At 62.4% G+C, this 20,943-nt stretch carries 22 protein-coding genes; 9 read left to right on the forward strand and 13 right to left on the reverse strand.

Annotated elements, in window-relative coordinates; translation table 11 throughout:
* Positions 1-15 precede the first annotated feature (15 nt).
* Positions 16-723: a GntR family transcriptional regulator gene (locus KHO49_RS12135; protein ID WP_123390403.1), complete on the forward strand. Its 708-nt coding sequence runs from the start codon at positions 16-18 to the stop codon at positions 721-723.
* Positions 724-746: 23 nt separating this feature from the next.
* Here the strand turns inward: KHO49_RS12135 and yjiA are convergent, their stop codons facing one another.
* The 3 genes from yjiA to KHO49_RS12150 all read right to left on the reverse strand — a co-directional run bounded on the left by yjiA (position 747) and on the right by KHO49_RS12150 (position 4,113).
* Entirely contained in the window at positions 747-1,718 is a 972-nt protein-coding gene (gene yjiA / locus KHO49_RS12140) for a GTPase (protein ID WP_102865429.1), read from the reverse strand.
* 114 nt (positions 1,719-1,832) lie between these two features.
* Positions 1,833-2,030, reverse strand: coding sequence for a YbdD/YjiX family protein (locus KHO49_RS12145; protein ID WP_007937254.1), 198 nt, complete (start codon positions 2,028-2,030; stop codon positions 1,833-1,835).
* Between the two features lie 16 nt (positions 2,031-2,046).
* Entirely contained in the window at positions 2,047-4,113 is a 2,067-nt protein-coding gene (locus KHO49_RS12150; protein WP_213665059.1) for a carbon starvation CstA family protein, read from the reverse strand.
* Between the two features lie 285 nt (positions 4,114-4,398).
* Between KHO49_RS12150 and KHO49_RS12155 the strand changes: the two genes are divergently transcribed.
* Positions 4,399-4,767, forward strand: a complete 369-nt coding sequence (locus tag KHO49_RS12155; RefSeq protein WP_102882273.1) for a PilZ domain-containing protein — start codon at positions 4,399-4,401, stop codon at positions 4,765-4,767.
* A gap of 16 nt (positions 4,768-4,783) precedes the next feature.
* Here the strand turns inward: KHO49_RS12155 and KHO49_RS12160 are convergent, their stop codons facing one another.
* The 4 genes from KHO49_RS12160 to KHO49_RS12175 all read right to left on the reverse strand — a co-directional run bounded on the left by KHO49_RS12160 (position 4,784) and on the right by KHO49_RS12175 (position 9,128).
* Entirely contained in the window at positions 4,784-5,512 is a 729-nt protein-coding gene (locus KHO49_RS12160) for a hypothetical protein (RefSeq protein WP_420793752.1), read from the reverse strand.
* A gap of 33 nt (positions 5,513-5,545) precedes the next feature.
* A complete protein-coding gene (gene radA / locus KHO49_RS12165; RefSeq protein WP_025129215.1) occupies positions 5,546-6,913 on the reverse strand; it encodes a DNA repair protein RadA in 1,368 nt (455 codons plus the stop codon).
* Between the two features lie 45 nt (positions 6,914-6,958).
* Positions 6,959-7,519, reverse strand: coding sequence for an ankyrin repeat domain-containing protein (locus KHO49_RS12170; RefSeq protein ID WP_102882274.1), 561 nt, complete (start codon positions 7,517-7,519; stop codon positions 6,959-6,961).
* Between the two features lie 67 nt (positions 7,520-7,586).
* Positions 7,587-9,128 (reverse strand): catalase, encoded by a 1,542-nt coding sequence (locus KHO49_RS12175; protein WP_213665061.1) that lies wholly within the window; start codon positions 9,126-9,128, stop codon positions 7,587-7,589.
* A gap of 287 nt (positions 9,129-9,415) precedes the next feature.
* Between KHO49_RS12175 and mscL the strand changes: the two genes are divergently transcribed.
* The gene (mscL, locus tag KHO49_RS12180; protein ID WP_102882276.1) at positions 9,416-9,829 is read left to right on the forward strand and encodes a large-conductance mechanosensitive channel protein MscL; all 414 of its coding nucleotides are present in this window, start codon (positions 9,416-9,418) and stop codon (positions 9,827-9,829) included.
* A 47-nt stretch (positions 9,830-9,876) separates the two neighbouring features.
* Here mscL and KHO49_RS12185 read toward each other — a convergent pair whose 3' ends face one another.
* Positions 9,877-10,653: a ferredoxin--NADP reductase gene (locus KHO49_RS12185; RefSeq protein WP_102865423.1), complete on the reverse strand. Its 777-nt coding sequence runs from the start codon at positions 10,651-10,653 to the stop codon at positions 9,877-9,879.
* Positions 10,654-10,867: 214 nt separating this feature from the next.
* Here KHO49_RS12185 and KHO49_RS12190 point away from each other — a divergent pair, with 214 nt between their 5' ends.
* Complete coding sequence (locus KHO49_RS12190) at positions 10,868-11,992, forward strand: methyltransferase (protein WP_213665062.1); 1,125 nt, start codon at positions 10,868-10,870, stop codon at positions 11,990-11,992.
* Positions 11,993-12,058: 66 nt separating this feature from the next.
* Here the strand turns inward: KHO49_RS12190 and KHO49_RS12195 are convergent, their stop codons facing one another.
* From KHO49_RS12195 to KHO49_RS12205, 3 genes are all read right to left on the reverse strand, one after another.
* Positions 12,059-12,226 (reverse strand): DUF2474 domain-containing protein, encoded by a 168-nt coding sequence (locus KHO49_RS12195; RefSeq protein ID WP_102865421.1) that lies wholly within the window; start codon positions 12,224-12,226, stop codon positions 12,059-12,061.
* Between the two features lie 112 nt (positions 12,227-12,338).
* Positions 12,339-13,346, reverse strand: coding sequence for a cytochrome d ubiquinol oxidase subunit II (gene cydB / locus KHO49_RS12200; RefSeq protein ID WP_102882278.1), 1,008 nt, complete (start codon positions 13,344-13,346; stop codon positions 12,339-12,341).
* Positions 13,347-13,349: 3 nt separating this feature from the next.
* On the reverse strand, positions 13,350-14,789 hold the full coding sequence (locus tag KHO49_RS12205; protein ID WP_102865419.1) for a cytochrome ubiquinol oxidase subunit I: 1,440 nt from the start codon (positions 14,787-14,789) through the stop codon (positions 13,350-13,352).
* 586 nt (positions 14,790-15,375) lie between these two features.
* Here KHO49_RS12205 and KHO49_RS12210 point away from each other — a divergent pair.
* From KHO49_RS12210 to KHO49_RS12220, 3 genes are all read left to right on the forward strand, one after another.
* Entirely contained in the window at positions 15,376-16,614 is a 1,239-nt protein-coding gene (locus KHO49_RS12210) for an MFS transporter (protein ID WP_102882279.1), read from the forward strand.
* Between the two features lie 101 nt (positions 16,615-16,715).
* Positions 16,716-16,991: a type II toxin-antitoxin system RelE/ParE family toxin gene (locus KHO49_RS12215; protein WP_213665273.1), complete on the forward strand. Its 276-nt coding sequence runs from the start codon at positions 16,716-16,718 to the stop codon at positions 16,989-16,991.
* 15 nt (positions 16,992-17,006) lie between these two features.
* Complete coding sequence (locus KHO49_RS12220) at positions 17,007-17,297, forward strand: HigA family addiction module antitoxin (RefSeq protein ID WP_016966170.1); 291 nt, start codon at positions 17,007-17,009, stop codon at positions 17,295-17,297.
* A gap of 3 nt (positions 17,298-17,300) precedes the next feature.
* On the opposite strand, the gene KHO49_RS12225 is transcribed toward KHO49_RS12220, so the two are convergent.
* Both KHO49_RS12225 and KHO49_RS12230 read right to left on the reverse strand, forming a co-directional pair.
* Positions 17,301-17,852 (reverse strand): DJ-1 family glyoxalase III, encoded by a 552-nt coding sequence (locus tag KHO49_RS12225; protein ID WP_102865417.1) that lies wholly within the window; start codon positions 17,850-17,852, stop codon positions 17,301-17,303.
* Between the two features lie 62 nt (positions 17,853-17,914).
* Positions 17,915-18,364: a DUF4879 domain-containing protein gene (locus KHO49_RS12230; protein ID WP_102882281.1), complete on the reverse strand. Its 450-nt coding sequence runs from the start codon at positions 18,362-18,364 to the stop codon at positions 17,915-17,917.
* A gap of 207 nt (positions 18,365-18,571) precedes the next feature.
* On the opposite strand from KHO49_RS12230, the gene KHO49_RS12235 reads away from it, so the two are divergent.
* Positions 18,572-19,867, forward strand: coding sequence for an NCS2 family permease (locus tag KHO49_RS12235; RefSeq protein WP_102882282.1), 1,296 nt, complete (start codon positions 18,572-18,574; stop codon positions 19,865-19,867).
* Positions 19,864-20,943 (forward strand): tRNA (uridine(54)-C5)-methyltransferase TrmA, encoded by a 1,080-nt coding sequence (gene trmA, locus KHO49_RS12240; RefSeq protein ID WP_213665063.1) that lies wholly within the window; start codon positions 19,864-19,866, stop codon positions 20,941-20,943. The genes KHO49_RS12235 and trmA overlap by 4 nt, the downstream gene beginning before the upstream one ends.

A 20,943-nucleotide genomic window follows, 5' to 3' on the forward strand; every position in this document is an offset into this window, starting at 1 on the left:
GACTGGAGACAGGCCATGGTCAGCTACGCCCTGAAAAACAACCCCTTCACCCTGGTGGCCAGCCTGCCTCGGCGTCAGTGCGGCGAAAAAAAACTGCTGGTCGATGATGTCTATCCGCAGATCTTCGACGCCATTCTCGAGCAGCGCATCGCCCCCGGCAGCCGCTTCACCGAAGACAGCCTCGGGCAGGCCTTCGGCGTCAGCCGCAGCATCATCCGCCAGGTTCTGGCGCGCTTGTCCCACCAGCAAGTGGTGATCCTGCGGCCCAATTACCGCCCCCAGGTCGCGGCTCCTGACCTGGAACAGACCCGGCAGATCCTGCACGCCCGGCGCCTGACGGAAATCACCCTGGTGCGCCTGGCCTGCCAGCAACCCCGACGCCAGTTGCAGTCCCTGCGACAGTTGATCGCCCGGGAACGTGAAGCCATTGAGCGCGACCAACGCGGCCCGGCCATTCGCCTGTCCGGGGAGTTCCACCTGCAACTGGCTGAAGTGGCCGGCAACGCCCCACTGGCGCAGTTTCTCGGCAGCCTGGTGCCGCTGACCTCCCTGGTCATCGCCCAGTTTGAAGGCCGCGCCCGCCACTGCTGCGCCTGGCAAGAGCACGCGACGATCATCGATGCGCTACAGGCGGCTGATGTAGAAAAGGCCGAAGCCCTGATGAACCGCCACCTGGATCACCTGGAACAACGCCTGCTAGGCACAGCGCCCGCCGACCTGTAGGAGTCGGCTGGCCAGCGAGGACTTCAGCCCCCCAGCATCTTCTCGAATCCCTGCCGGATCTTCTCTTCCGGCAGATCGTCGGCAATGAACACCATCACACTCTCCCGCGCCTCGCCCTCAGCCCATTCGGTATCCCAGTCAAAGCCGTAAAGCTTGAGCACGCCCTGGAACACCATGCGCCGTGGCTCGTCGATCACGTTCAGCACGCCCTTGTAACGCAACAATTGCTTGCCATGATCCTCCAGCAGCTCATTCATGAACTCGCTGAGGCGATCCAGGTCCAGGGCCTGTTCAGTGCGCAGCACCAGGCTGGAAATCCGATCCACCGAGGGTGCCGGGCTCACCGGACGCAGGCTGATGCCGCCGCCCAGATCAGCATTCAAGTTGAAGCCCCGCACATCCAGCAGTTCCGCCAGATCGATCCGGCCGTGCTCCACCAGGCGAATCGGCGCCCGGCGGTTGATCCGCGTCAGGCGCTGGCTGAGGGCCTCGAAGGTCTGCTCATCCACCAGGTCGCGCTTGCTCACCAGCAGCCGGTCGGCAAAGCCGATCTGCGCCTGGGCGATGGTCTGGGTCAGGTGGAACTCGGCGTGCTTGGCATCCACCAGGGTAATGATGCCGTCGAGGATGTAGCGCTCACGCAACTCTTCATCAATGAAAAAGGTCTGCGCCACCGGAGCCGGGTCGGCCAATCCGGTGCACTCGATCACCAGTCGATCAAAGGCGATCTCGCCACTGTCCAGGCGCTCCAGCAGCAGATACAGGGCCTTGGTCAGGTCGGTGTGGATGGTGCAGCAGACACAGCCATTGGACAGGGTCATGACCTGGACCGGCTCGTCCCCCAGCAGCTGGGTGTCGATACCGGCATCACTGAACTCATTCTCGATCACAGCGATCTTCAAACCGTGCTCGGCCTTGAGCAGATGACGCAGCAAAGTGGTCTTGCCGGCGCCGAGGAAACCGCTGAGCACGGTGACGGGAATAGGATTTTGCAAAGCAGGATCTCCCACGCATAAAAACGTAGGAGCCGGCTGGCCGACGATGGCGTCAATCAGAACGCTATCGCCGAGCAGCCGGCTCCTACATGGGTGTGGCTTACACGCTGTACTTCAACAGCACTTCGGACCGCCCTTGCCGCCGTACCGGGCTTCCTGGCGTTCACGGAAGAACGCCTCGTACGACATCACCGGCTTGTCCGGGTGCTTGGTTTGCATATGCTCGACGTAGTTGTCGTAGTCGGGCATGCCGACCATCAGGCGCGCGGCCTGACCGAGGTATTTACCGAGGCGACTCAGGTCATTGAACATGGTTGCAATCCTCGGGTTACGCGTCAGGCACAGCCTGGTAGGGCGATTCTTTATCCGTACGTTCCTTGCTGCCCCAAGCCGCGATACCGACCTTGAGCGCGTAGAACAGGATGCTGAACACCACCAGCAGGAACAAGGCAGTCAGGGTCGCGTTGGTGTAGGCGTTGAAGATCACGTGCTGCATCTGCGTGATGTCCTTGGCCGGAGCGAGGATCTGACCATTGGCCATCGCATCGCTGTATTTCTTCGCCAGCGACAGGAAGCCAATCGCCGGGTTGGCGTCGAACAGCTTGATGAAGCCCGCAGTCGTGGTGCAGATCAGCAGCCAGACAGCCGGCAGCAGGGTGACCCAGATATAGCGCTGGCGCTTCATCTTGATCAGGACCACGGTGCCCAGCATCAGGGCAATACCGGCCAGCATCTGGTTGGAGATGCCGAACAGCGGCCACAAGGTGTTGATGCCGCCCAGCGGATCGATCACGCCCTGGTACAGCAGGTAGCCCCACAGGGACACGCAACCGGCGGTAGCAATCAGGTTGGCGGTCCAGGATTCAGTGCGTTTGAGCGCTGGAACGAAAGACCCCAGCAAATCCTGGAGCATGAAACGACCGGCACGGGTACCGGCATCCACAGCGGTCAGAATGAACAGGGCTTCGAACAGGATCGCGAAGTGGTACCAGAACGCCATGGTGTTCTCACCCGGCAGTACTTGGTGGAGGATCTGCGCGATACCCACCGCCAGGGTCGGTGCCCCACCGGCACGGGCCAGGATGGTGTTTTCACCGATGTCCTTGGCCACCGCCTGCAATTGTTCCGGGCTGATGACAAAGCCCCAACTGCTGACAGTCTGCGCCACGGCCACCACATCACCGCCGACGATGGCCGCCGGGCTGTTCATGGCGAAGTAAACGCCAGGCTCGATCACCGAAGCCGCGACCATGGCCATGATCGCCACGAAGGACTCCATGAGCATGCCGCCGTAGCCGATGTAGCGGGCGTTGGTTTCGTTATCCAGCAGCTTGGGCGTGGTCCCCGAGGAGATCAACGCATGAAAGCCCGACACCGCGCCACAAGCGATGGTGATGAACAGGAACGGGAACAGGCCGCCTTTCCATACCGGGCCAGTGCCATCGGTGAACTGGGTCAGGGCCGGCATTTTCAGCTCGGGCATGGTGATCAGGATGCCAATCGCCAGGGCGATGATGGTACCGATCTTGAGGAAGGTCGACAGATAGTCACGGGGCGCCAGGATCAGCCACACCGGCAGCACCGCGGCGACAAAACCGTAGCCGATCAGCATCCAGGTGATCTGGATGCCGGTGAAGGTAAACATCTTGCCCCAGACCGGATCGGCGGCCACCTGCCCCCCCAGCCAGATGGAACCCAGCAGCAATAGAACGCCGATCAACGAAATCTCGCCGATGCGGCCCGGGCGGATGTAGCGCATGTACACGCCCATGAACACCGCGATCGGAATGGTCGCCATCACCGTGAAGATGCCCCACGGGCTCTCGGCCAGGGCCTTGACCACGATCAGCGCCAGCACCGCGAGGATGATGATCATGATCAGGAAGCAGCCGAACAGCGCAATGGTGCCGGGAATACGGCCCATTTCCTCACGGACCATGTCGCCCAGGGAACGGCCGTTACGCCGGGTGGACAGGAACAGCACCATGAAGTCCTGAACCGCACCGGCCAGGACCACCCCGACAATCAGCCACAGGGTGCCGGGCAGGTAGCCCATCTGCGCCGCCAGGACCGGGCCCACCAAAGGGCCGGCGCCGGCAATGGCCGCGAAGTGGTGACCGAAGAGAATGTGTTTGTTGGTCGGCACATAGTCCAGACCGTCATTGTTGAGCACGGCGGGAGTGGCCCGACGCGGATCCAGCTGCATCACATTATTGGCAATGAACAGACTGTAGTACCGGTACGCCACCAGATAGATGGCCACCGCGGCCACCACAATCCACAAGGCGTTGATCGCCTCGCCGCGACGCAATGCAACTACGCCGAGGGCGCACGCTCCTACGATTGCCAGCAGCAGCCAAGGGACATGGCGCAGCAGGCTATTATTATTTTTCATTTTTTTATTCCGGCCAGGGGGATAGAAAAACAGCATTTCGAGTGTAGCGCTACTGTTCTCAAAGACCACCCCCACGTTGGTCTAGAGCCTTCTTTTATCTTATGAGCGGCATTTTTTTGGGAATTTTTCTGCGCAAGGCGCACCGCCACAAAACCCTGAATCAGCCCCATTCGTCCGGCAAGCCGCGAGCGCGGCGGCATTGCATTTTTTTTGCGGTCCGATGGCTTTGTAGCGACAGTAATAAACCGGGGTCTATAGTCAGTGCACCACGCAGAGGGCCAGCCCATGAGCGAGCAACACGCCGAACGCCGACGCTTCAAACGCATCGCCTTCGATGCCACGACTGAACTGAGTCAAGGCACCCACCGCTGGCCGGTGCGGTTGCTGGACCTGTCCCTCAAGGGACTGTTGATCGAACGCCCCGATCCCTGGCTCGGAGATCCCAACCGCCCCTTCGAAGCCGATATTCACCTGGGCCTCGATGCCGACGTGCGTATGAATGTGCAACTGGCCCACGACCATAACGGTCAGTTGGGCTTCGTCTGCCTGCACATCGGCCTGGAGTCCATCGAACACCTCAGGAGGTTGATCGAGCTGAACCTGGGGGACCCCGAGGAGTTGGAGCGGGAACTGGGTGCGCTGATCAGTATTTGATCAAAGGCACCAGTATTCAGGGGAACAGCGCGGGTTCGGGAAAGTCGCTTTCCATGTCCCAGTAACCCGCTTGCTGCCGTGACGATACTGTCCATTGGCCGTCGACATAACGGAAGGTGCGATAGGTGGTGATGAACTCTTCGTTCTCCATCGACGACGCCGATGACACCTGCTGGATGCTTTCGGTGCCCCCCTCCCGGGACGGCACGATCCGCCACGCCGCCTTGCCAGTCTGGGCGAACACCAGCGGCTGCCTTTCCCCTTCTTCCCCCAGATAGAGCACCGAGTCCAGCTGACTCTGCTGCGGCATCAGCACTTGTGTGGCCGGACCGCTGTAGCTGCCCATGGGGGCGGTCTGGTCGACAGTGAGGAAAAACGCCGGCGATGGCAGGCCGTTGAGCGGCGCCTTTTCCACCGTGGCCAGGGGATAGTCCAGGGACCTCTGCGCTAGCACCTCGCCACCGTCGGAAACCAGGCGCACCTGAGCGCCCAAGGGCGTGGTCGGGTGATCGTCCTCGGATTGGGCAAAGCTGTCGGCGTCCAAGCCATTGCCCCAGCTGTCGGCATGCAGTTGCGGCGTGATGCGCACATCCTCCAGCACCTCCAGCAGCGAACCATCGCCCACCAGCACTTGCTGGGCCACGCGATAGCCCTCGGGCACCTCGCTCGGCTGCGCCACGGCAAAGCCGCTGCCACACAGCAGGCTGAGGCCCAGCCACCAGCCCTTCAACTTTGTCATGCCCATTACCTGCTTCCTTCCATGAGAGCCCAGCTCGATTTATTCGAAGAGCGCATCCAACGCCTGTTCCAGGCGGGTCACGGCAATGATCTTCAAGCCCGGCGGCGACTCTTTCGGCGCATTGCCCTTGGGCACGATGGCCCGTTTGAAGCCGTGCTTGGCGGCCTCTTTCAAACGCTCCTGGCCGCTGGGCACCGGACGCACTTCACCGGACAGGCCGACTTCACCGAACACCAGCAAGTCATGGGGCAGCGGACGATTGCGCAAGCTCGACATCACGGCGGCCATCAACGCCAGGTCGGAGGCGGTTTCCAGCACCTTGACCCCACCCACCACGTTGAGGAACACGTCCTGGTCATGGGTCGGAATCCCGCCGTGGCGGTGCAGCACCGCCAGCAGCATGGCCAGGCGGTTCTGATCCAGGCCCAGGGTGACCCGGCGCGGATTGGCCAGGTGGCTGTCATCCACCAGCGCCTGGACTTCCACCAGCATCGGCCGGGTGCCTTCCCAGGTGGCCATCACCACGCTGCCGGGCACTTCTTCCTGAGCTCGAGTGAGGAAAATCGCCGAAGGGTTGGAGACTTCCTTCAGACCGCGGTCGGTCATGCCGAACACACCCAGCTCATTGACCGCACCAAAACGGTTCTTCACCGCCCGCAGCAACCGCAGGCGACCGTCAGACTCGCCCTCGAAATACAGCACGGTGTCGACCATGTGCTCCAGCACCCGCGGCCCGGCCAGGGCGCCTTCCTTGGTCACGTGGCCCACCAGGAAAATCGCCGTGCCGCTCTGCTTGGCGTAACGCACCAGCAAGGCGGCGCTCTCGCGCACCTGGGACACGCCGCCCGGAGCCGATTGCAGCTGTTCGGTGAAGATGGTCTGGATCGAGTCGATCACCATGACCTTGGGTTTTTCCACCCGAGCGGTGGCGATGATGGTTTCGATGCAGGTCTCGGTCATCACCCGCAACTGATCCTGGGGCAGGCCCAGGCGCCGGGCGCGCATCGCTACCTGCTGCTGAGACTCCTCGCCGGTGACGTACAAGGCCGGCATGCGCGTGGCGATGTTGCACAGGGTCTGCAGCAGGATGGTCGACTTGCCGATCCCCGGATCACCACCGATCAGCACCACCGAGCCGTCCACCAGGCCGCCGCCCAGCACTCGGTCGAGCTCGCCGGAAGCGGTGGAGAAACGTGGAATTTCCTCGACGCTGACTTCTGCCAGGGTCTTGATCTGCGCCTGTTGCCCGGCCCAGCCAGTGCGCCCGGCGGGAGCCGCGGCACCACCGCTTTCGATCATGGTCTCGGTCAGGGTGTTCCAGGCCCCGCACTCGCCACATTGCCCGGCCCATTTGGGAAAGGTGGAGCCGCACTCGGTGCAGCCGTACATGCGCTTGGCCTTGGCCATCTGAACCCCCGGCAAAAACCGCGATGATAGCTCAGCTGGAACCGATCAGCGCGGCGCCGTGGTGCGTATCTGCCCGCTGGCCAGCCGCGTGGCGCTATTGCCCAGCGGGTCTTCGGCATTCAGGTCAGCGCCCTTGGCGGCCAAGGCGTCCAACAGTTCGACCCGCTTGAACAACCCGGCGTACATGGCCGCCGTCTGCCCGGCGCCATTGCGCTGATCGGGACTGCAATCGGTCGCCAGCAAACGCCGAGCGATCTGCACCTCGCCCTTGAAGATCGCCCCCATCAACGCCGTGTTGCCGCGTTTGTCCTGGGCACAGGCATTGGCGCCGGCGTCCAGCAGGCGCTCCACTGCCGGACCCTGGCCGTGATAAGCGGCGAGGATCAACGCGGTGTAGCCCTTTTCATCCTGGGTATCGAGGGAGTAACCGGCCTCGATAAAGGTGTCGAGCATTTCCACATCGCCCCGGCGGGCGGCATCGAAATAGTAGTGTTCCAGCTGCACCTTGACCGCCACCGGGTCGGCGGCGGTCGCGGCTTCGGCCGCCGGCTGCGCGTAGGCGGCAAACGAACAGGCCACTGACAGCAGCGCTGTAAAAAGACGCATGGCGCGACTCCTCTGTCGGAAAAAGTCGTCACGCCCGGGCGGGCGTGACGGAGTGAAACGCGCTCGATCAATCGCTCAGCTTGGCCGCCAGCGCCTTGACCCGAGTCAGGTCGCCCTTGGCCACGCGGGTCACGCCGGTGCCGTACTCCGGGTCGGCCTTATACAGGAACGACAGGATGATGTGCTTGCTCTCATCATCGGTGGTGGCCAGGGAGCCGCCGAAGCTGTCGATCAGGTCCTGGCGTTCCTTCTTGCTGAAGGAACGGTACAGATCACCGGCCTGCTTGAAGTTCTGCTCGCGCTGGATCTTCGCCTGCTGGGTGCTGCCCGACAGTGCCATCTGGCTGTAGCGCGCGGTTTGCGGCTCTTCGCGGGGCATCAGGCGGCTCGGCTGGTAGTTGACCCCCGTGCTGGTGTGACCCAGGTTCATCGCGCCGTCCTGGTTGCCGTTGTTCACCGGGTTCTTCGGTGCGTTGATCGGCAGTTGCAGAGCGTTGGCGCCGATGCGGTACATCTGGGTATCGGCGTAGGAGAACACCCGGCCTTGCAGCAGGCGGTCTTCCGAAGGCTCGATCCCCGGTACCAGGTTGGACGGGGCCATGGCCACTTGCTCAGTCTCTTGGAAGACGTTGGCCGGGTTACGGTTCAACACCATCTGTCCCACTTTGCGCTCGGGCACATCCGGCCAGATCTTGGTGGCGTCAAGTGGGTCGAAATCAAACTTGGCCAAGTCTTCGGGTTTCAATACCTGGACATACAAGTCCCACTTGGGAAAGTCCCCTTTATTAATGTGGGTTACCAAGTCATGGGTCATATGGCTGTAATCACGCCCTTGTACCTCGACCACCTGTTTCGGATCGAGATTCTTCAGACCTTGCAGACTCTTCCAGTGAAACTTCACGTAGTGCACTTCACCCTTGGCGTTGATCAACTTGTAGGCGTGCACCCCATTACCATCCATTTCCCGGTAACTGGCCGGAGTTCCGGAGTTGGAATACAGCTCGGTCAATGTGCGAGTGGCTTCGGGAACATGAGAGAAGAAATCAAAACGTCGCGAGTCATCATCCAGATTGGTACGCGGATCGGGTTTGAACGCGTGCACCATATCCGGGAACTTGATGGCATCGCGAATGAAGAAGGTCGGGAAGTTGTTGCCGACCAGGTCCCAGTTCCCCTCTGCGGTATAGAACTTGGTGGCGAAACCCCGTGGATCACGCAAGGTTTCCGGGGAGTGGTTGCCATGCACCACCGACGAGAAACGCACGAATACCGGGGTCACCTCGCCGGTGGCAAACACCTTGGCACGGGTCAGGTCGCTGAGGTTGTCGGTGACGGTGAAGGTGCCGTGGGCGCCGGTGCCACGGGCGTGTACCACGCGCTCTGGAATGCGCTCGCGATCAAAACGCTGAAGTTTCTGGATCAGTTGCACATCTTGCAGCAACACCGGGCCGGTGGCGCCTGCGGTCTGTGAATTCTGGTTATCGCCCACTGCCGCGCCATTGTCGCGGGTCAGCGTGGCGGCCTGTACGGAAAGGGAAAGCAGACTGGCGGCAAGCACGCCCAGTACGCGTCGCTGGGAAAAACTCCCAAGGCCAAGAGAAGCGGTCATGTTGAATTCCTCTAGTTATATAAGGCGCATCTCGGTGCGCCTGCTAGAGGCTAGTGACTAAACATTTGAAAGATAAATAGAAAGGCCATAACCCATCGATTGACAGAATGTTCTGGTTATCTCGTCAAATGCGGGGTATATCGCGCGCGATCCGATGGCACTTTGAAAAAACTCTTTGCCTGTTTATCGGTCAATAACCCCGCGTGCTGTTAAAAGTTGTGTCGGCAAAATGCTTTTTGCTGAATTACACTGCCGTAACCAACCTCATCTGTAACAAGGAATAACCTATGGGCGTGCTAAGTGAGTTCAAGGCCTTCGCGGTCAAAGGTAACGTGGTCGATATGGCCGTGGGTATCATCATCGGCGCCGCGTTCGGCAAGATCGTCTCGTCCTTTGTCGGCGACGTGGTCATGCCGCCCATCGGCGTGTTGGTCGGTGGGGTGAACTTCGGGGACCTGGCGGTCACGCTGAAAGCGGCGGCAGGGGATGCACCCGCGGTGGTTCTGGCCTATGGCAAGTTCATCCAGAGCATCATCGACTTCATCATCATCGCCTTCGCCATCTTCATGGGCGTCAAGGTCATCAACCGCCTGAAACGCGAAGAAGCCGTGGCCCCTACCCTGCCACCGGTACCGACCAAGGAAGAAGAGCTGCTGGGAGAGATCCGCGATCTGCTCAAGGCGCAGAACAACAAGCCCTGAGGCGAGTCCTGCAATACATCAACGGCGCCCTCAAGGCGCCGTTTTGGTTACCAGTAAGTCTCCACCGCCACCTGCCCCGGCCGTCGACTCAGGCTCAGGTTCATCCCTCGCTGCTTGAGCAGGGCACGGGTGTCGTCAATCATCTGTGGGTTGCCGCAGAGCATCACCCGGGAATGCTCGGGGGTCAGTTCCACGCCAGCGGCACGTTCCAGCTCGCCGTTCTCGATCAGTTGGGTGATGCGCCCATTGAGGCTGCCCGGGTGCTGCTCGCGGGTCACGGTGCTGATGAATTGCAACTTATGCGCAAATTCGGCCAGGTACTCACGTTGCGGCAACTCGGCAAGCAACTGCTGATAAGCCAGCTCCCTGGCCTCGCGCACGCTGTAGACCAGGATGATGCGTTCGAATTTCTCCCAGACCTCGAAGTCCTGGAGGATCGACAGGAACGGCGCAATCCCGGTGCCTGTGGATAACAACCAGAGATCGCGACCGTCGACGAAACGATCCAGGGTCAGATAGCCAAAGGCCTGACGATCCACCAGCAGGCTGTCCCCCACTTCCAGGCGGCTCAGCTCACTGGTGAACTCGCCGCCGGGCACCACGATGGAGAAAAACTCGAGAAACTCATCGAACGGCGACGACACCATGGAATAGGCGCGCCACACCGTGCTGCCATCGGCCTTGGTCACCCCGAGACGAGCGAACTGCCCGGCGCGAAAGCGAAAACCCGCATCCCGGGTAGTGCGCAGGGTGAACAGGCTGGAGGTCAGCGGCTGGACCTCGAGCAGGGTCTGGCGAGTGTACTTTTCTTCACTGGCGGTCATGACGGGCTCCACAAAAGCGATGCGCTAGTGTCCCGCAAAGCGCCGGACAGAAACACCGGCGGTTTGTAGTGGCATAGAGCGCGGGCAATCCCCGGCAAAAAAACGTACCATTTAGCCCCGCTTCGAACGGCCCGCGCCTGCGCTGTTCGAGGGTTCCCGTGCGCGCGACAGCCCCCACCGCCGGGACATTCACCGATTACCTAGAGTCCGCCCCATGCCCCTGCTTGCAAGCCCCTTCGCCCAGCTCGACCTGATCCGCCAGCCCGAACAGCAAAACGAGCCGCTGCAAGCCTTCGACGCAGCGGACGAATACCTGCTCAACCATCTGGCCGAGCAGCAACCGACCAGCGATACCCGGGTGCTGATCCTCAACGACAGCTTCGGCGCCCTGGCTGCAAGCCTGCTGGGCAAGGTCCAGGTCAGCAGCAGCGGCGATTCGTACCTGGGCGCCCTGGCCCTGGAAAAGAACCTGGTGCGCAACGGCCTGCCCTTTGACGCCCTGCGGGTGATACCGGCCAGCGAGCCGTTGCACGGTTCCTTCGACCGGGTGCTGATTCGCGTCCCCAAGACCCTGGCCCTGCTGGAAGAACAGCTGATCCGCCTGCAGGGACAACTGGCCCCTGGCGCCCAGGTCGTGGCGGCGGCCATGGTCAAGCACCTGCCCCGCGCCGCCGGTGACTTGCTGGAGCGCTACATCGGCCCGGTGCAGGCCTCCCTGGCGGTGAAAAAGGCCCGCCTGCTGGTCGCCACGCCAGAAGCCAGACCGCCGGTCGTGTCGCCCTACCCCACCCGCTATCGCCTGGAGCAGCCGGCCATCGAGCTGCTCAACCACGCCAACGTGTTCTGCCGCGAAGGCCTGGACATCGGCACCCGCGCCTTCCTCCCGCACTTGCCACAGAACCTCGGCAGCGCCCGGGTCGCGGACCTGGGCTGCGGCAACGGCGTGCTAGCGATCGCCAGCGCCCTGGACAACCCCCAGGCCCACTACACCCTGGTGGACGAATCCTTCATGGCCGTGCAGTCGGCACGGGAGAACTGGCAGGCAGTGCTGGGCGAGCGCGAAGCCGAGATGCGCGCCGGCGATGGCCTGGCCGGTCAGGCGCCGCAGTCCCTGGACGTGGTGCTGTGCAACCCGCCGTTCCACCAGCAGCAGGTGGTGGGCGACTTCCTCGCCTGGCGCATGTTCCAACAGGCCCGGGAAGCCCTGGTGGTGGGCGGTGCGCTGTATATCGTCGGCAACCGTCACCTGGGTTATCACAGCAAGCTGGCGCGGCTGTTTCGCGGCGTCGAACAAGTGGCGGCCACGCCCAAGTTCGTGATCCTCAAAGCGCGCAAGTAACAGGCAAAAAAAACCCTCCGCAAGCGGAGGGTTGAAACCGTGCCGCAAGGCAACGGGATGGGATGATCAGTGGGTAGTCAGGCCCGCGGCGCTCATGAACATGCGCATCAGGCTGGCCACCACGAACAGGGCCAGCACACTGCCACCCCAGATCATCGCCAGCCAGCCCAGGCGCCGCCACAGGGGCTGTTTTTCCGCCTGTTCGATTTCCTGCAAAGAGTGTTTATCGCTCATGATTTCAACTCCTGCTTGACCCAAACCCTCGTCGGAGCTGGCTGGCCAGTGAAAGCGCCGGCCAGCCAGGCACAAGGGGCAAGGGCCTGTTCGCCGGCAAGCCGGCTCCTACCTAGTGGTAACCGTCTTCGTGGGTGACCTTGCCGCGGAACACGTAGTAGCTCCAGAAGGTGTAACCCAGGATGAACGGGATGATGAACAAGGTGCCCACCAGCATGAAGCCCTGGCTTTGCGGCGGCGCCGCGGCGTCCCAGATGGAGATCGACGGCGGCACGATGTTCGGCCACAGGCTGATACCCAGGCCGCTGTAGCCGAGGAAGATCAGCACCAGGGTCAACAGGAACGGCGTGTAATGCGCGTTGCGGGCCACAGCACGGAGCAGGCCGTACATGGTCACCAGCACCAGGATCGGCACCGGCAGGAACCAGAACAGATTGGGCAGGGTGAACCAGCGCGCCGCGATGTCGGCATGGGCCAAGGGCGTCCAGATACTGACGATGCCGATCACCGCCAGCACCACATAGGCCAGGGGCCGGGCCAGGTCATGCATCTGCTGCTGCAACTTGCCTTCGGTCTTCATGATCAGCCAGGTGCAGCCAAGCAAGGCATAGGCCACCACCAGCGCCAGGCCGCAGAACAGGGTGAAGGGCGTCAGCCAGTCCAGGGAGCCACCGGCAAACTGGCGGTCCACCACCGGCAAGCCGTCGATGAATGCGCCCAAAGCCACGCCCTGGAAGAAGGTCGCCGCCGCCGAGCCGCCGATAAACGCCTTGTCCCAGATATGACGCTTGTCTTCCTTGGCCTTGAAGCGGAACTCAAAGGCCACCCCGCGGAAGATCAGGCCGATCAGCATCAGGATCAGCGGCAGGTACAGCGCCGAGAGCACCACCGAGTAGGCCAGCGGGAAGGCGCCAAACAAGGCCGCGCCCCCCAGCACCAGCCAGGTCTCGTTGCCGTCCCAGACCGGGGCGACGGTGTTCATCATCACGTCACGGTCGCGGTCGTCCTTGACGAACGGGAAGAGAATCCCGATCCCCAGGTCGAAGCCGTCCATGACCACATACATCATGATGCCGAAGATGATAATCACGGCCCACAACAGCGGAAGATCAATACCCATGACTCAGTTCCCCTTGTTCAGGCGGGTGCCGTGGTCGGCGTCGTGGTCATCGTCGGCTGCGGACAGCGGACGGGCCGGAGTACGTTTCTGCCCGGGACCACCGTGGCTGGTTTCGGCACCTTCGTTGGTGACCGGGCCTTTGCGCACCAGGCGCATCATGTAGCCCAGACCCACGCCGAACAGCGAGAAATAAACCACCACGAACAACGCCAGGGTGATGCTCATCTGCACAAAACTGTGTGCGGACGAAGCATCCGCCGTGCGCATCAGGCCATAGACCACCCAGGGCTGACGGCCGATCTCGGTGGTGAACCAGCCCGCCAGGATCGCGATCAGGCCGGACGGCCCCATCCACAACGTCAGGTACAGGAACGGACGCGAGGTGTAGAGGGTGCCGCGCTTGCGCAGCCAGACACTCCACAGGCCGGTGAAGATCATCAGCATGCCCAGGCCCACCATGACCCGGAACGACCAGAACACAATGGTCGAGTTGGGACGGTCTTCGGGCGGGAACTCCTTGAGCGCCGGCACCTGCTTGTCCAGCGAGTGGGTGAGGATCAGGCTGCCCAGGTAAGGGATTTCCACTGCGTATTTGGTTTTCTCAGCCTTCATGTCCGGCCAGCCGAAGAGGATCAGCGGGGTCGGCTCATTACCGACGTTTTCCCAGTGACCTTCGATGGCGGCGATTTTCGCCGGCTGGTGCTTGAGGGTATTCAGACCGTGGAAGTCGCCGATCACCGCCTGCACCGGTGCCACGATCAAGGCCATCCACATGGCCATCGACAGCATGCGACGAATGGCCGGGTTGTCGCGGCCCCGCAGCAAGTGCCAGGCTGCGGACGAGCCGACGAAGAATGCCGTGGCGACGAACGCCGCCACCGCCATGTGCGCCAGGCGATAGGGGAATGACGGGTTGAAGATCACCGCCAGCCAGTCCACCGGAATCACTCGGCCGTCAACGATTTCGAAGCCTTGCGGGGTCTGCATCCAACTGTTGGAGGACAGAATCCAGAAGGTCGAAATCAGGGTGCCAATGGCCACCATCACCGTGGAGAAGAAGTGCAGCTTGCGTCCGACCTTGTTCCAGCCGAACAGCATCACCCCGAGGAAACCAGCCTCGAGGAAGAACGCGGTGAGCACTTCATAGGTGAGCAAGGGGCCAGTGACAGCACCAGCAAAATCGGAGAAACGGCTCCAGTTGGTGCCGAACTGGTAGGACATCACCAGACCGGAAACCACCCCCATGCCGAAGTTGACAGCGAAGATCTTCGACCAGAAGTGGTAAAGATCACGATAGGTATCGTCGCGGGTCTTGAGCCACAGGCCTTCGAGTACCGCCAGATAACTCGCCAGACCAATGGTGATGGCCGGGAACAGAATGTGGAACGAAACGGTGAATGCGAACTGAATTCGGGCGAGATCAAGCGCCTCTAAACCGAACATAAGCTTTCCTCTATCAGGTAAAACCGGCTGCGGGCCAAAGGCCAGCGCCTACTGCCCCCACGGATATGGAGTTCGGCGAATTCGGATTCGTTCTTTTTTAAACCATCGCAACGTAGGGATTCTGGCCCTTCGGCCGCCACATCAAACCACTGGAAAAGGTTTTGATCTGGGTCAAGCAACGTTAAAAGAGTAGTCCTATTTTCAGCGCGCAACTCTGTGGTTATTTGCCGCGTGACAGCTTGCCTCACCCCGCCAAACCCGGGGTTTTCCCGGCTTTTCCCCACACAAAACGCCTGTAGCCGCTGCTGAGCCTGCGAAGCTGCGAAAGGCCGGGCCGCGTTCGGTACGCAGGGTCTTGCCTGGCCATTTCCCGGCGAACCTGCGGCGTATTCAAGATCCTGGCGTCTCCTGCGACGGAGTGCCGCCCAAAGCGTTCGCAGCCTGCGGCAGCGGCTACAGGGTTCGCGACCCGGTGTTCGAGCGAAAAACGAGATAGATGCGTGGCTAACGATTTCCCCCGCCCCGCAACTATTGGTTACATCTTGGTGATAACCTCGTCGCACTCCCCGCTCAGATCGACCGCCCGATGCCCAGCCAAGACCCTCTGCTGCTCCGTCACCATCGTCCGTTCATTGCGTTCTGGCTGGCCCGGATCTTCACCGCCAGTGGTTTCCAGATGCTCACTGTGGCCATCGGCTGGAACCTCTACCAGCTGACCGGCAATGTGCTCGACCTGGGCCTGGTGGGGCTGGTGGAGTTTGCCCCAAGAGTGCTGTTCATGCTGCACACCGGGCACGTGGCCGACCGCTACGACCGGCGCCGAGTGGCGGCTATCTGTCAGTCGCTGCAAGCCTTGATCGCCCTGGCCCTGGCCGTCGGCAGCCTGACCGACAGCGTGACCCGGGAAATGATCTTCATCCTGGCCTTCCTCCTCGGTGGCGCCCGTTCCTTCGAGATGCCCACCACCCAGGCCCTGCTGCCGAGCATCGTGCCCGCGGCGCTGTTTCCCCGGGCAGTGGCCGCCGCGCAATCGGCGCAACAGTCGGCGACCATCGTCGCCCCGGCCCTGGGCGGGTTGCTGTATGCCTTCGGCAGCGTCTGGGTCTACGGCCCCACCGTGGTCCTGTACCTGATCGCCTGCCTGCTGATGCTCAACCTGCCGGCCCGGCAGACGCCGCTGAACAAGGGCAAGGCCACCCTCGATTCGCTGCTGGCGGGGATTCGCTTCATCCGCAGCCGCCCGGACATCCTCGGCGCCATCTCCCTGGACCTGTTCGCCGTGCTGCTGGGCGGCGCCACAGCACTCTTGCCGGTGTTCGCCAAGGACATCCTGTTGACCGGCCCCTGGGGCCTCGGGCTGCTGCGCTCGGCACCGGCGGTGGGCGCCTTGCTGATGTCGCTGTGGCTGGCGCGTTTCAGCGTCGAGCGCAAGGTCGGGCGGGTGATGTTCACCGCCGTCGGCGTATTCGGCGTGGCCACCATCGCCTTCGGCCTCTCGACTTCGTTCTGGTTTTCCCTGGCGGTGCTGGTGGTGCTGGGGGCGGCGGACATGATCAGCATGGTGATCCGCGCGTCCTTCGTGCAGCTGGAAACCCCGGACGAAATGCGCGGCCGGGTCAGCGCGGTAAACGGCCTGTTCATCGGCGCTTCGAACCAGCTGGGGGAATTTGAATCCGGGCTGACCGCCCACTGGTTCGGCACCGTGCCGGCGGTGGTGCTGGGCGGGGTCGGCACGCTGGTCGTGACCGGGGTCTGGATCAAGCTGTTTCCGACCCTGGCCAAGCGCGATCGGATGATCGAACGAGTGGAAGAGGCCAAGATGTAAAACCTCAGGCGGTTTGTCCCTGTAACAGCTTGTTGATCATTCCCTGCAATACAAAACCGCTACGAAGAGTGTAATGTATCGCCTTACACTCGCTCCCCACGATCAAGTCCTTTCAGCACAAAGGCCTACGCGCCTTCTATGAAACCGGATCAACTCGTGGAATACGGGCTGAGCATGCACGCCGGCTGGCCCGCCAGCTGTCGTTCATGGATCACGCCAGCGAACCGGCAGACCTCAACCTGCCGGGTTGGCGGCTGCACCCACTCAAGGGCGACCTGCACGGCTATTGGTCTTTGGTGGTGTCCGGCAACTGGCGAGTGATCTTTCGTTTCGTAGGTTCGGATATCGAACTGGTCGATTATCTGGACTACCACTGAACAGGAGGCAGGATCATGCCCATCCACAACCCGCCCCACCCCGGTGACACCCTGCGCCTGGATGTCTTGCCTGAGCTGGGCATCAGCGTGACGGAACTGGCCCGGCATATCGGCTATGCCCGCCCGCATCTGTCCAAGGTGTTGAACGGCCATGCGCCGATCCGCGCGGAACTGGCGGTCCGCCTGGAACGTGCCGGAATCGGCAAGGCCAAGGTCTGGCTGGCGGTGCAGGCCGATTACGACATCTGGCACACCGAGCAGGAGTTGCAACCGGTGATCGAGCCTATCGCGGCCCATGTCGGCTGAGCCCTATACCGACAACTCTGCTGCCACCTGGGCGCGCTTGCCGCGACCGCACAGCGCCTCCACCAGGGCCAGGGCAAACGTCAGGGCCGCGCCGGAACCCTGGGCGGTGATGCAGTTGCCATCCACCACCACCGGCTGGTCGACAAAGGTACAGCCCAACAGCTGATGGCTGGCGCTGGGCAGGCAGGTCATGCGCCGCTGGCGCAGCACCCCATAGGCCTGCAAGGCCAGGGCCGGTGCTTCGGCGATGCCGGCGAAGAACCTACCGGCGGCCGCCTGATCCTTGAGCAACTGCATCAGGGGTTGATGGCCCGCCAAATGCTGGGCACCTACCGCGCCGCCGGGCAACACAATCAGGTCGAAGCGCTGGGCCAGCACATCCACCAGCATGGCGTCGGCGGTCAGTCGGGTGCCGCGGGCGCAGGTGAGCATGCGCCGGTTTTCGACGCTGGCCGCCAACACCTCGATTTCGGCACGGCGTAGTACGTCGATCAGGGTCACGCTTTGCAGGTCATCAATGCCTTCGGCAAGGGTGACCAAGGCTCTGAAGGTCATGGGGATGACTCCACAAGGAAGGTCTTTAGAGCTTAGTCAGCTTTGCCGAACGCCGTTCGGGGCTACCGGATGTAGATCTGCGCACTCAGGGTATTGCCCGGTGCGTTGATCGAGGTGTTGCTGAAGCTGAAGGTGCCTTCCTGCTTGCCCGCCAGGTCGAAGACATAGATGTAGCCCACGGTGATTCCCGAGTTGCCGCAGGGCACATAGGCGGAGCCGTCCTCGCACACCGGCGAGCGAGTGCCGTCGACCTCGAAACCGTCCAGGTTCACATGGGGCTCGCGGCCGTAGCCGATCTCCAGCACGTAGACCTTGATGTTCGGGCCGTTGTGGTCGCACTGGGTGCGTTCACGCCCATCGGAGACATCTTCCAGGCCGCAGGAAGGTGACAGCACCTTGAGAATCTCCACCTGGCTCAACGGCGGCGCCGAACGCGCCAGGGCCGGAGCCGCCAACCAGCAGGCCGCTGCCCCCAGCAGCGTCAATGCTGTCATTTTCACTGTGCTGCGCATAAATCCCCCCTTAAAAGCAGGGCGCAGTATGCGCTACTTGCCAGCAGTGCAAAACATCGCCGACGATCGCAGCCATTGGCCCACGCTGCTGGTATGATGCGCGGCTTTTTCCGACCCAGGGCAAATCCACAGGCACCTTATAAAGTCTGTGCTTTGCTGTTGGAGTCGATACATTCACGGCGCCCGGCGGCGCCACGGGGAGCAGACATGCTGGAAAGGCTGTTTCAACTCAAGGCACACAACACCAACGTGCGCACCGAGATTCTTGCGGGCGTCACCACCTTCCTGGCCATGGCCTACATTCTCTTCGTCAACCCGAGCATTCTCGGCGAGACGGGCATGGACAAGGGCGCCCTGTTCGTTGCCACCTGTCTGGCTGCCGCCATCGGCTCCACCATCATGGGCCTGATCGCCAACTACCCGATCGCCCTGGCCCCGGGCATGGGGCTGAACGCCTTCTTCACCTACACCGTGGTCCTGCACATGGGCCACACCTGGCAAGTGGCGCTGGGTGCGGTGTTCATCTCGGCGGTGCTGTTCTTCCTGCTGTCGATCTTCAAGATCCGCGAATGGATCATCAACAGCATCCCCCTGCCGCTGCGCTCGGCGATTGCTGCCGGTATCGGCCTGTTCCTGGCGCTTATCGCCCTGCACAACGCCGGCATCGTGGTCAGCAACCAGGCCACCATGGTCGGCCTGGGTGATCTGAAAAAGCCGGCGCCGATCCTCGCCACCCTGGGCTTTGCCCTGATCGTCGCCCTGGAAGCGCTGAAAGTGCGCGGGGCGGTGCTGATCGGCATCCTCGCGGTGACCATTGCCTCGATCATCATGGGCTTCACCCCGTTCGCCGGCGTGACCTCGATGCCTCCGTCCCTGGCCCCGACTTTCCTGCAACTGGACATCAAGGGCGCCCTGGACATTGGTCTGGTAAGCGTGATCTTCGCCTTCCTGTTCGTCGACCTGTTCGACAACTCCGGCACCCTGATCGGCGTCGCCAAGCGCGCCGGCCTGATGGGCAAGGACGGCCACATGCCGAAAATGGGCCGCGCGCTGATCGCTGACAGCACCGCCGCCATGGCCGGCTCCCTGCTGGGCACCTCGACCACCACCAGCTACATCGAATCCGCCGCGGGCGTGAGCGCCGGTGGCCGCACCGGCCTGACCGCCATCGTGGTGGCGATTCTGTTCCTGCTGGCACTGTTCTTCTCGCCGCTGGCGGCCAGCGTGCCACCGTTCGCCACCGCGCCGGCACTGCTGTTCGTGGCCGTGCTGATGACCTCGGGCCTGGCGGAAATCGACTGGGACGACATCACCGTCGCCGCGCCGGTGGTGGTCACTGCCCTGGCCATGCCGTTCACCTATTCGATCGCCAACGGCATCGCCTTCGGCTTCATTGCCTGGACCGCGATCAAGCTGCTGTCGGGCCGCGCTCGTGAGCTGAACGCACCGCTGGTGATCCTGTCGATTCTGTTTGTGATCAAGCTGGGTTGGTTCGCCGCATGACTTTTGACGCCGCAAGCTACAGCACCCAATTGAACGACAAGGTCACGCGCCTGCGTGACCTGCTGACGCCTTTCGCTGCGCCCGAGCCCCAGGTCTTCGACTCGCCCCTGCAGAACTTCCGCCTGCGGGCCGAGTTCCGCCTGTGGCGCGAGGCCGGTGAACGCCACTACGCGATGTTCTCCCAGGACGACAAACGCACGCCGATCCTCATTGAAGAGTTCCCCATCGCCAGCCAGCGCATCAACCAGTTGATGCCCCGGCTCAAGGCCGCCTGGCAGGCCAGCGCGCCTTTGAGCCACAAGCTGTTCCAGGTGGAGTTCCTCACCACCCTGGCCGGCGATGCGATGATCACCCTGTGCTACCACCGCCCGCTGGACGAGCACTGGCACAAGGCCGCGAGCCAACTGGCCGCCGACCTCAATGTCAGTGTGATCGGCCGTTCCAAGGGCAAGCGCGAAGTCATCGGCCAGGACTACGTGGTGGAAAAGCTCGAAGTCGGCGGGCGTACCTTCAGCTACCGCCAACCCGAAGGCGCCTTCACCCAGCCCAACGGCACGGTGAACCAGAAGATGCTCAACTGGGCCTATGAAGCCCTGGGCGAACGCCAGGACGACCTGCTGGAACTGTACTGCGGCAACGGCAACTTCACCCTGCCCCTGGCCACCCGGGTGCGCAAGGTACTGGCCACCGAGATCAGCAAGACCTCAGTCAACGCCGCCTTGAGCAACCTCAGCGAAAACGCTGTGGATAACGTCACCCTGGTGCGTCTGTCCGCCGAAGAGCTGACCGAAGCCCTGAACGAAGTGCGTCCGTTCCGCCGCCTGCAGGGCGTGGACCTGAAGAGCTACGAATTCGGCAGCGTGTTCGTCGACCCGCCCCGGGCCGGCATGGACCCGGACACCTGCGAACTGACCCGGCGCTTCGACAACATCCTGTACATCTCCTGCAACCCGGAAACCCTGGCGGCCAACATCGCCCAGTTGCACGACACCCACCGCATCACCCGCTGCGCGCTGTTCGACCAGTTCCCCTGGACTCACCACATGGAATCCGGGGTCCTGCTGACCCGCCGCTGA

It is taken from the genome of Pseudomonas sp. RC4D1 (assembly GCF_018390395.1).
Lineage (GTDB): Bacteria > Pseudomonadota > Gammaproteobacteria > Pseudomonadales > Pseudomonadaceae > Aquipseudomonas > Aquipseudomonas danubii.

Bases quoted from the DNA above. Each gene is read 5' to 3' on its own strand.
- KHO49_RS12135 (WP_123390403.1), top strand. From the start codon at position 16: ATGGTCAGCTACGCCCTGAAAAACAACCCCTTCACCCTGGTGGCCAGC.
- KHO49_RS12145 (WP_007937254.1), bottom strand. From the start codon at position 2,030: ATGTTCAATGACCTGAGTCGCCTCGGTAAATACCTCGGTCAGGCCGCG.
- KHO49_RS12150 (WP_213665059.1), bottom strand. From the start codon at position 4,113: ATGAAAAATAATAATAGCCTGCTGCGCCATGTCCCTTGGCTGCTGCTG.
- KHO49_RS12155 (WP_102882273.1), top strand. From the start codon at position 4,399: ATGAGCGAGCAACACGCCGAACGCCGACGCTTCAAACGCATCGCCTTC.
- KHO49_RS12160 (WP_420793752.1), bottom strand. From the start codon at position 5,512: ATGGGCATGACAAAGTTGAAGGGCTGGTGGCTGGGCCTCAGCCTGCTG.
- radA (WP_025129215.1), bottom strand. From the start codon at position 6,913: ATGGCCAAGGCCAAGCGCATGTACGGCTGCACCGAGTGCGGCTCCACC.
- KHO49_RS12170 (WP_102882274.1), bottom strand. From the start codon at position 7,519: ATGCGTCTTTTTACAGCGCTGCTGTCAGTGGCCTGTTCGTTTGCCGCC.
- KHO49_RS12175 (WP_213665061.1), bottom strand. From the start codon at position 9,128: ATGACCGCTTCTCTTGGCCTTGGGAGTTTTTCCCAGCGACGCGTACTG.
- mscL (WP_102882276.1), top strand. From the start codon at position 9,416: ATGGGCGTGCTAAGTGAGTTCAAGGCCTTCGCGGTCAAAGGTAACGTG.
- KHO49_RS12185 (WP_102865423.1), bottom strand. From the start codon at position 10,653: ATGACCGCCAGTGAAGAAAAGTACACTCGCCAGACCCTGCTCGAGGTC.
- KHO49_RS12190 (WP_213665062.1), top strand. From the start codon at position 10,868: ATGCCCCTGCTTGCAAGCCCCTTCGCCCAGCTCGACCTGATCCGCCAG.
- KHO49_RS12195 (WP_102865421.1), bottom strand. From the start codon at position 12,226: ATGAGCGATAAACACTCTTTGCAGGAAATCGAACAGGCGGAAAAACAG.
- cydB (WP_102882278.1), bottom strand. From the start codon at position 13,346: ATGGGTATTGATCTTCCGCTGTTGTGGGCCGTGATTATCATCTTCGGC.
- KHO49_RS12205 (WP_102865419.1), bottom strand. From the start codon at position 14,789: ATGTTCGGTTTAGAGGCGCTTGATCTCGCCCGAATTCAGTTCGCATTC.
- KHO49_RS12210 (WP_102882279.1), top strand. From the start codon at position 15,376: ATGCCCAGCCAAGACCCTCTGCTGCTCCGTCACCATCGTCCGTTCATT.
- KHO49_RS12220 (WP_016966170.1), top strand. From the start codon at position 17,007: ATGCCCATCCACAACCCGCCCCACCCCGGTGACACCCTGCGCCTGGAT.
- KHO49_RS12225 (WP_102865417.1), bottom strand. From the start codon at position 17,852: ATGACCTTCAGAGCCTTGGTCACCCTTGCCGAAGGCATTGATGACCTG.
- KHO49_RS12230 (WP_102882281.1), bottom strand. From the start codon at position 18,364: ATGCGCAGCACAGTGAAAATGACAGCATTGACGCTGCTGGGGGCAGCG.
- KHO49_RS12235 (WP_102882282.1), top strand. From the start codon at position 18,572: ATGCTGGAAAGGCTGTTTCAACTCAAGGCACACAACACCAACGTGCGC.
- trmA (WP_213665063.1), top strand. From the start codon at position 19,864: ATGACTTTTGACGCCGCAAGCTACAGCACCCAATTGAACGACAAGGTC.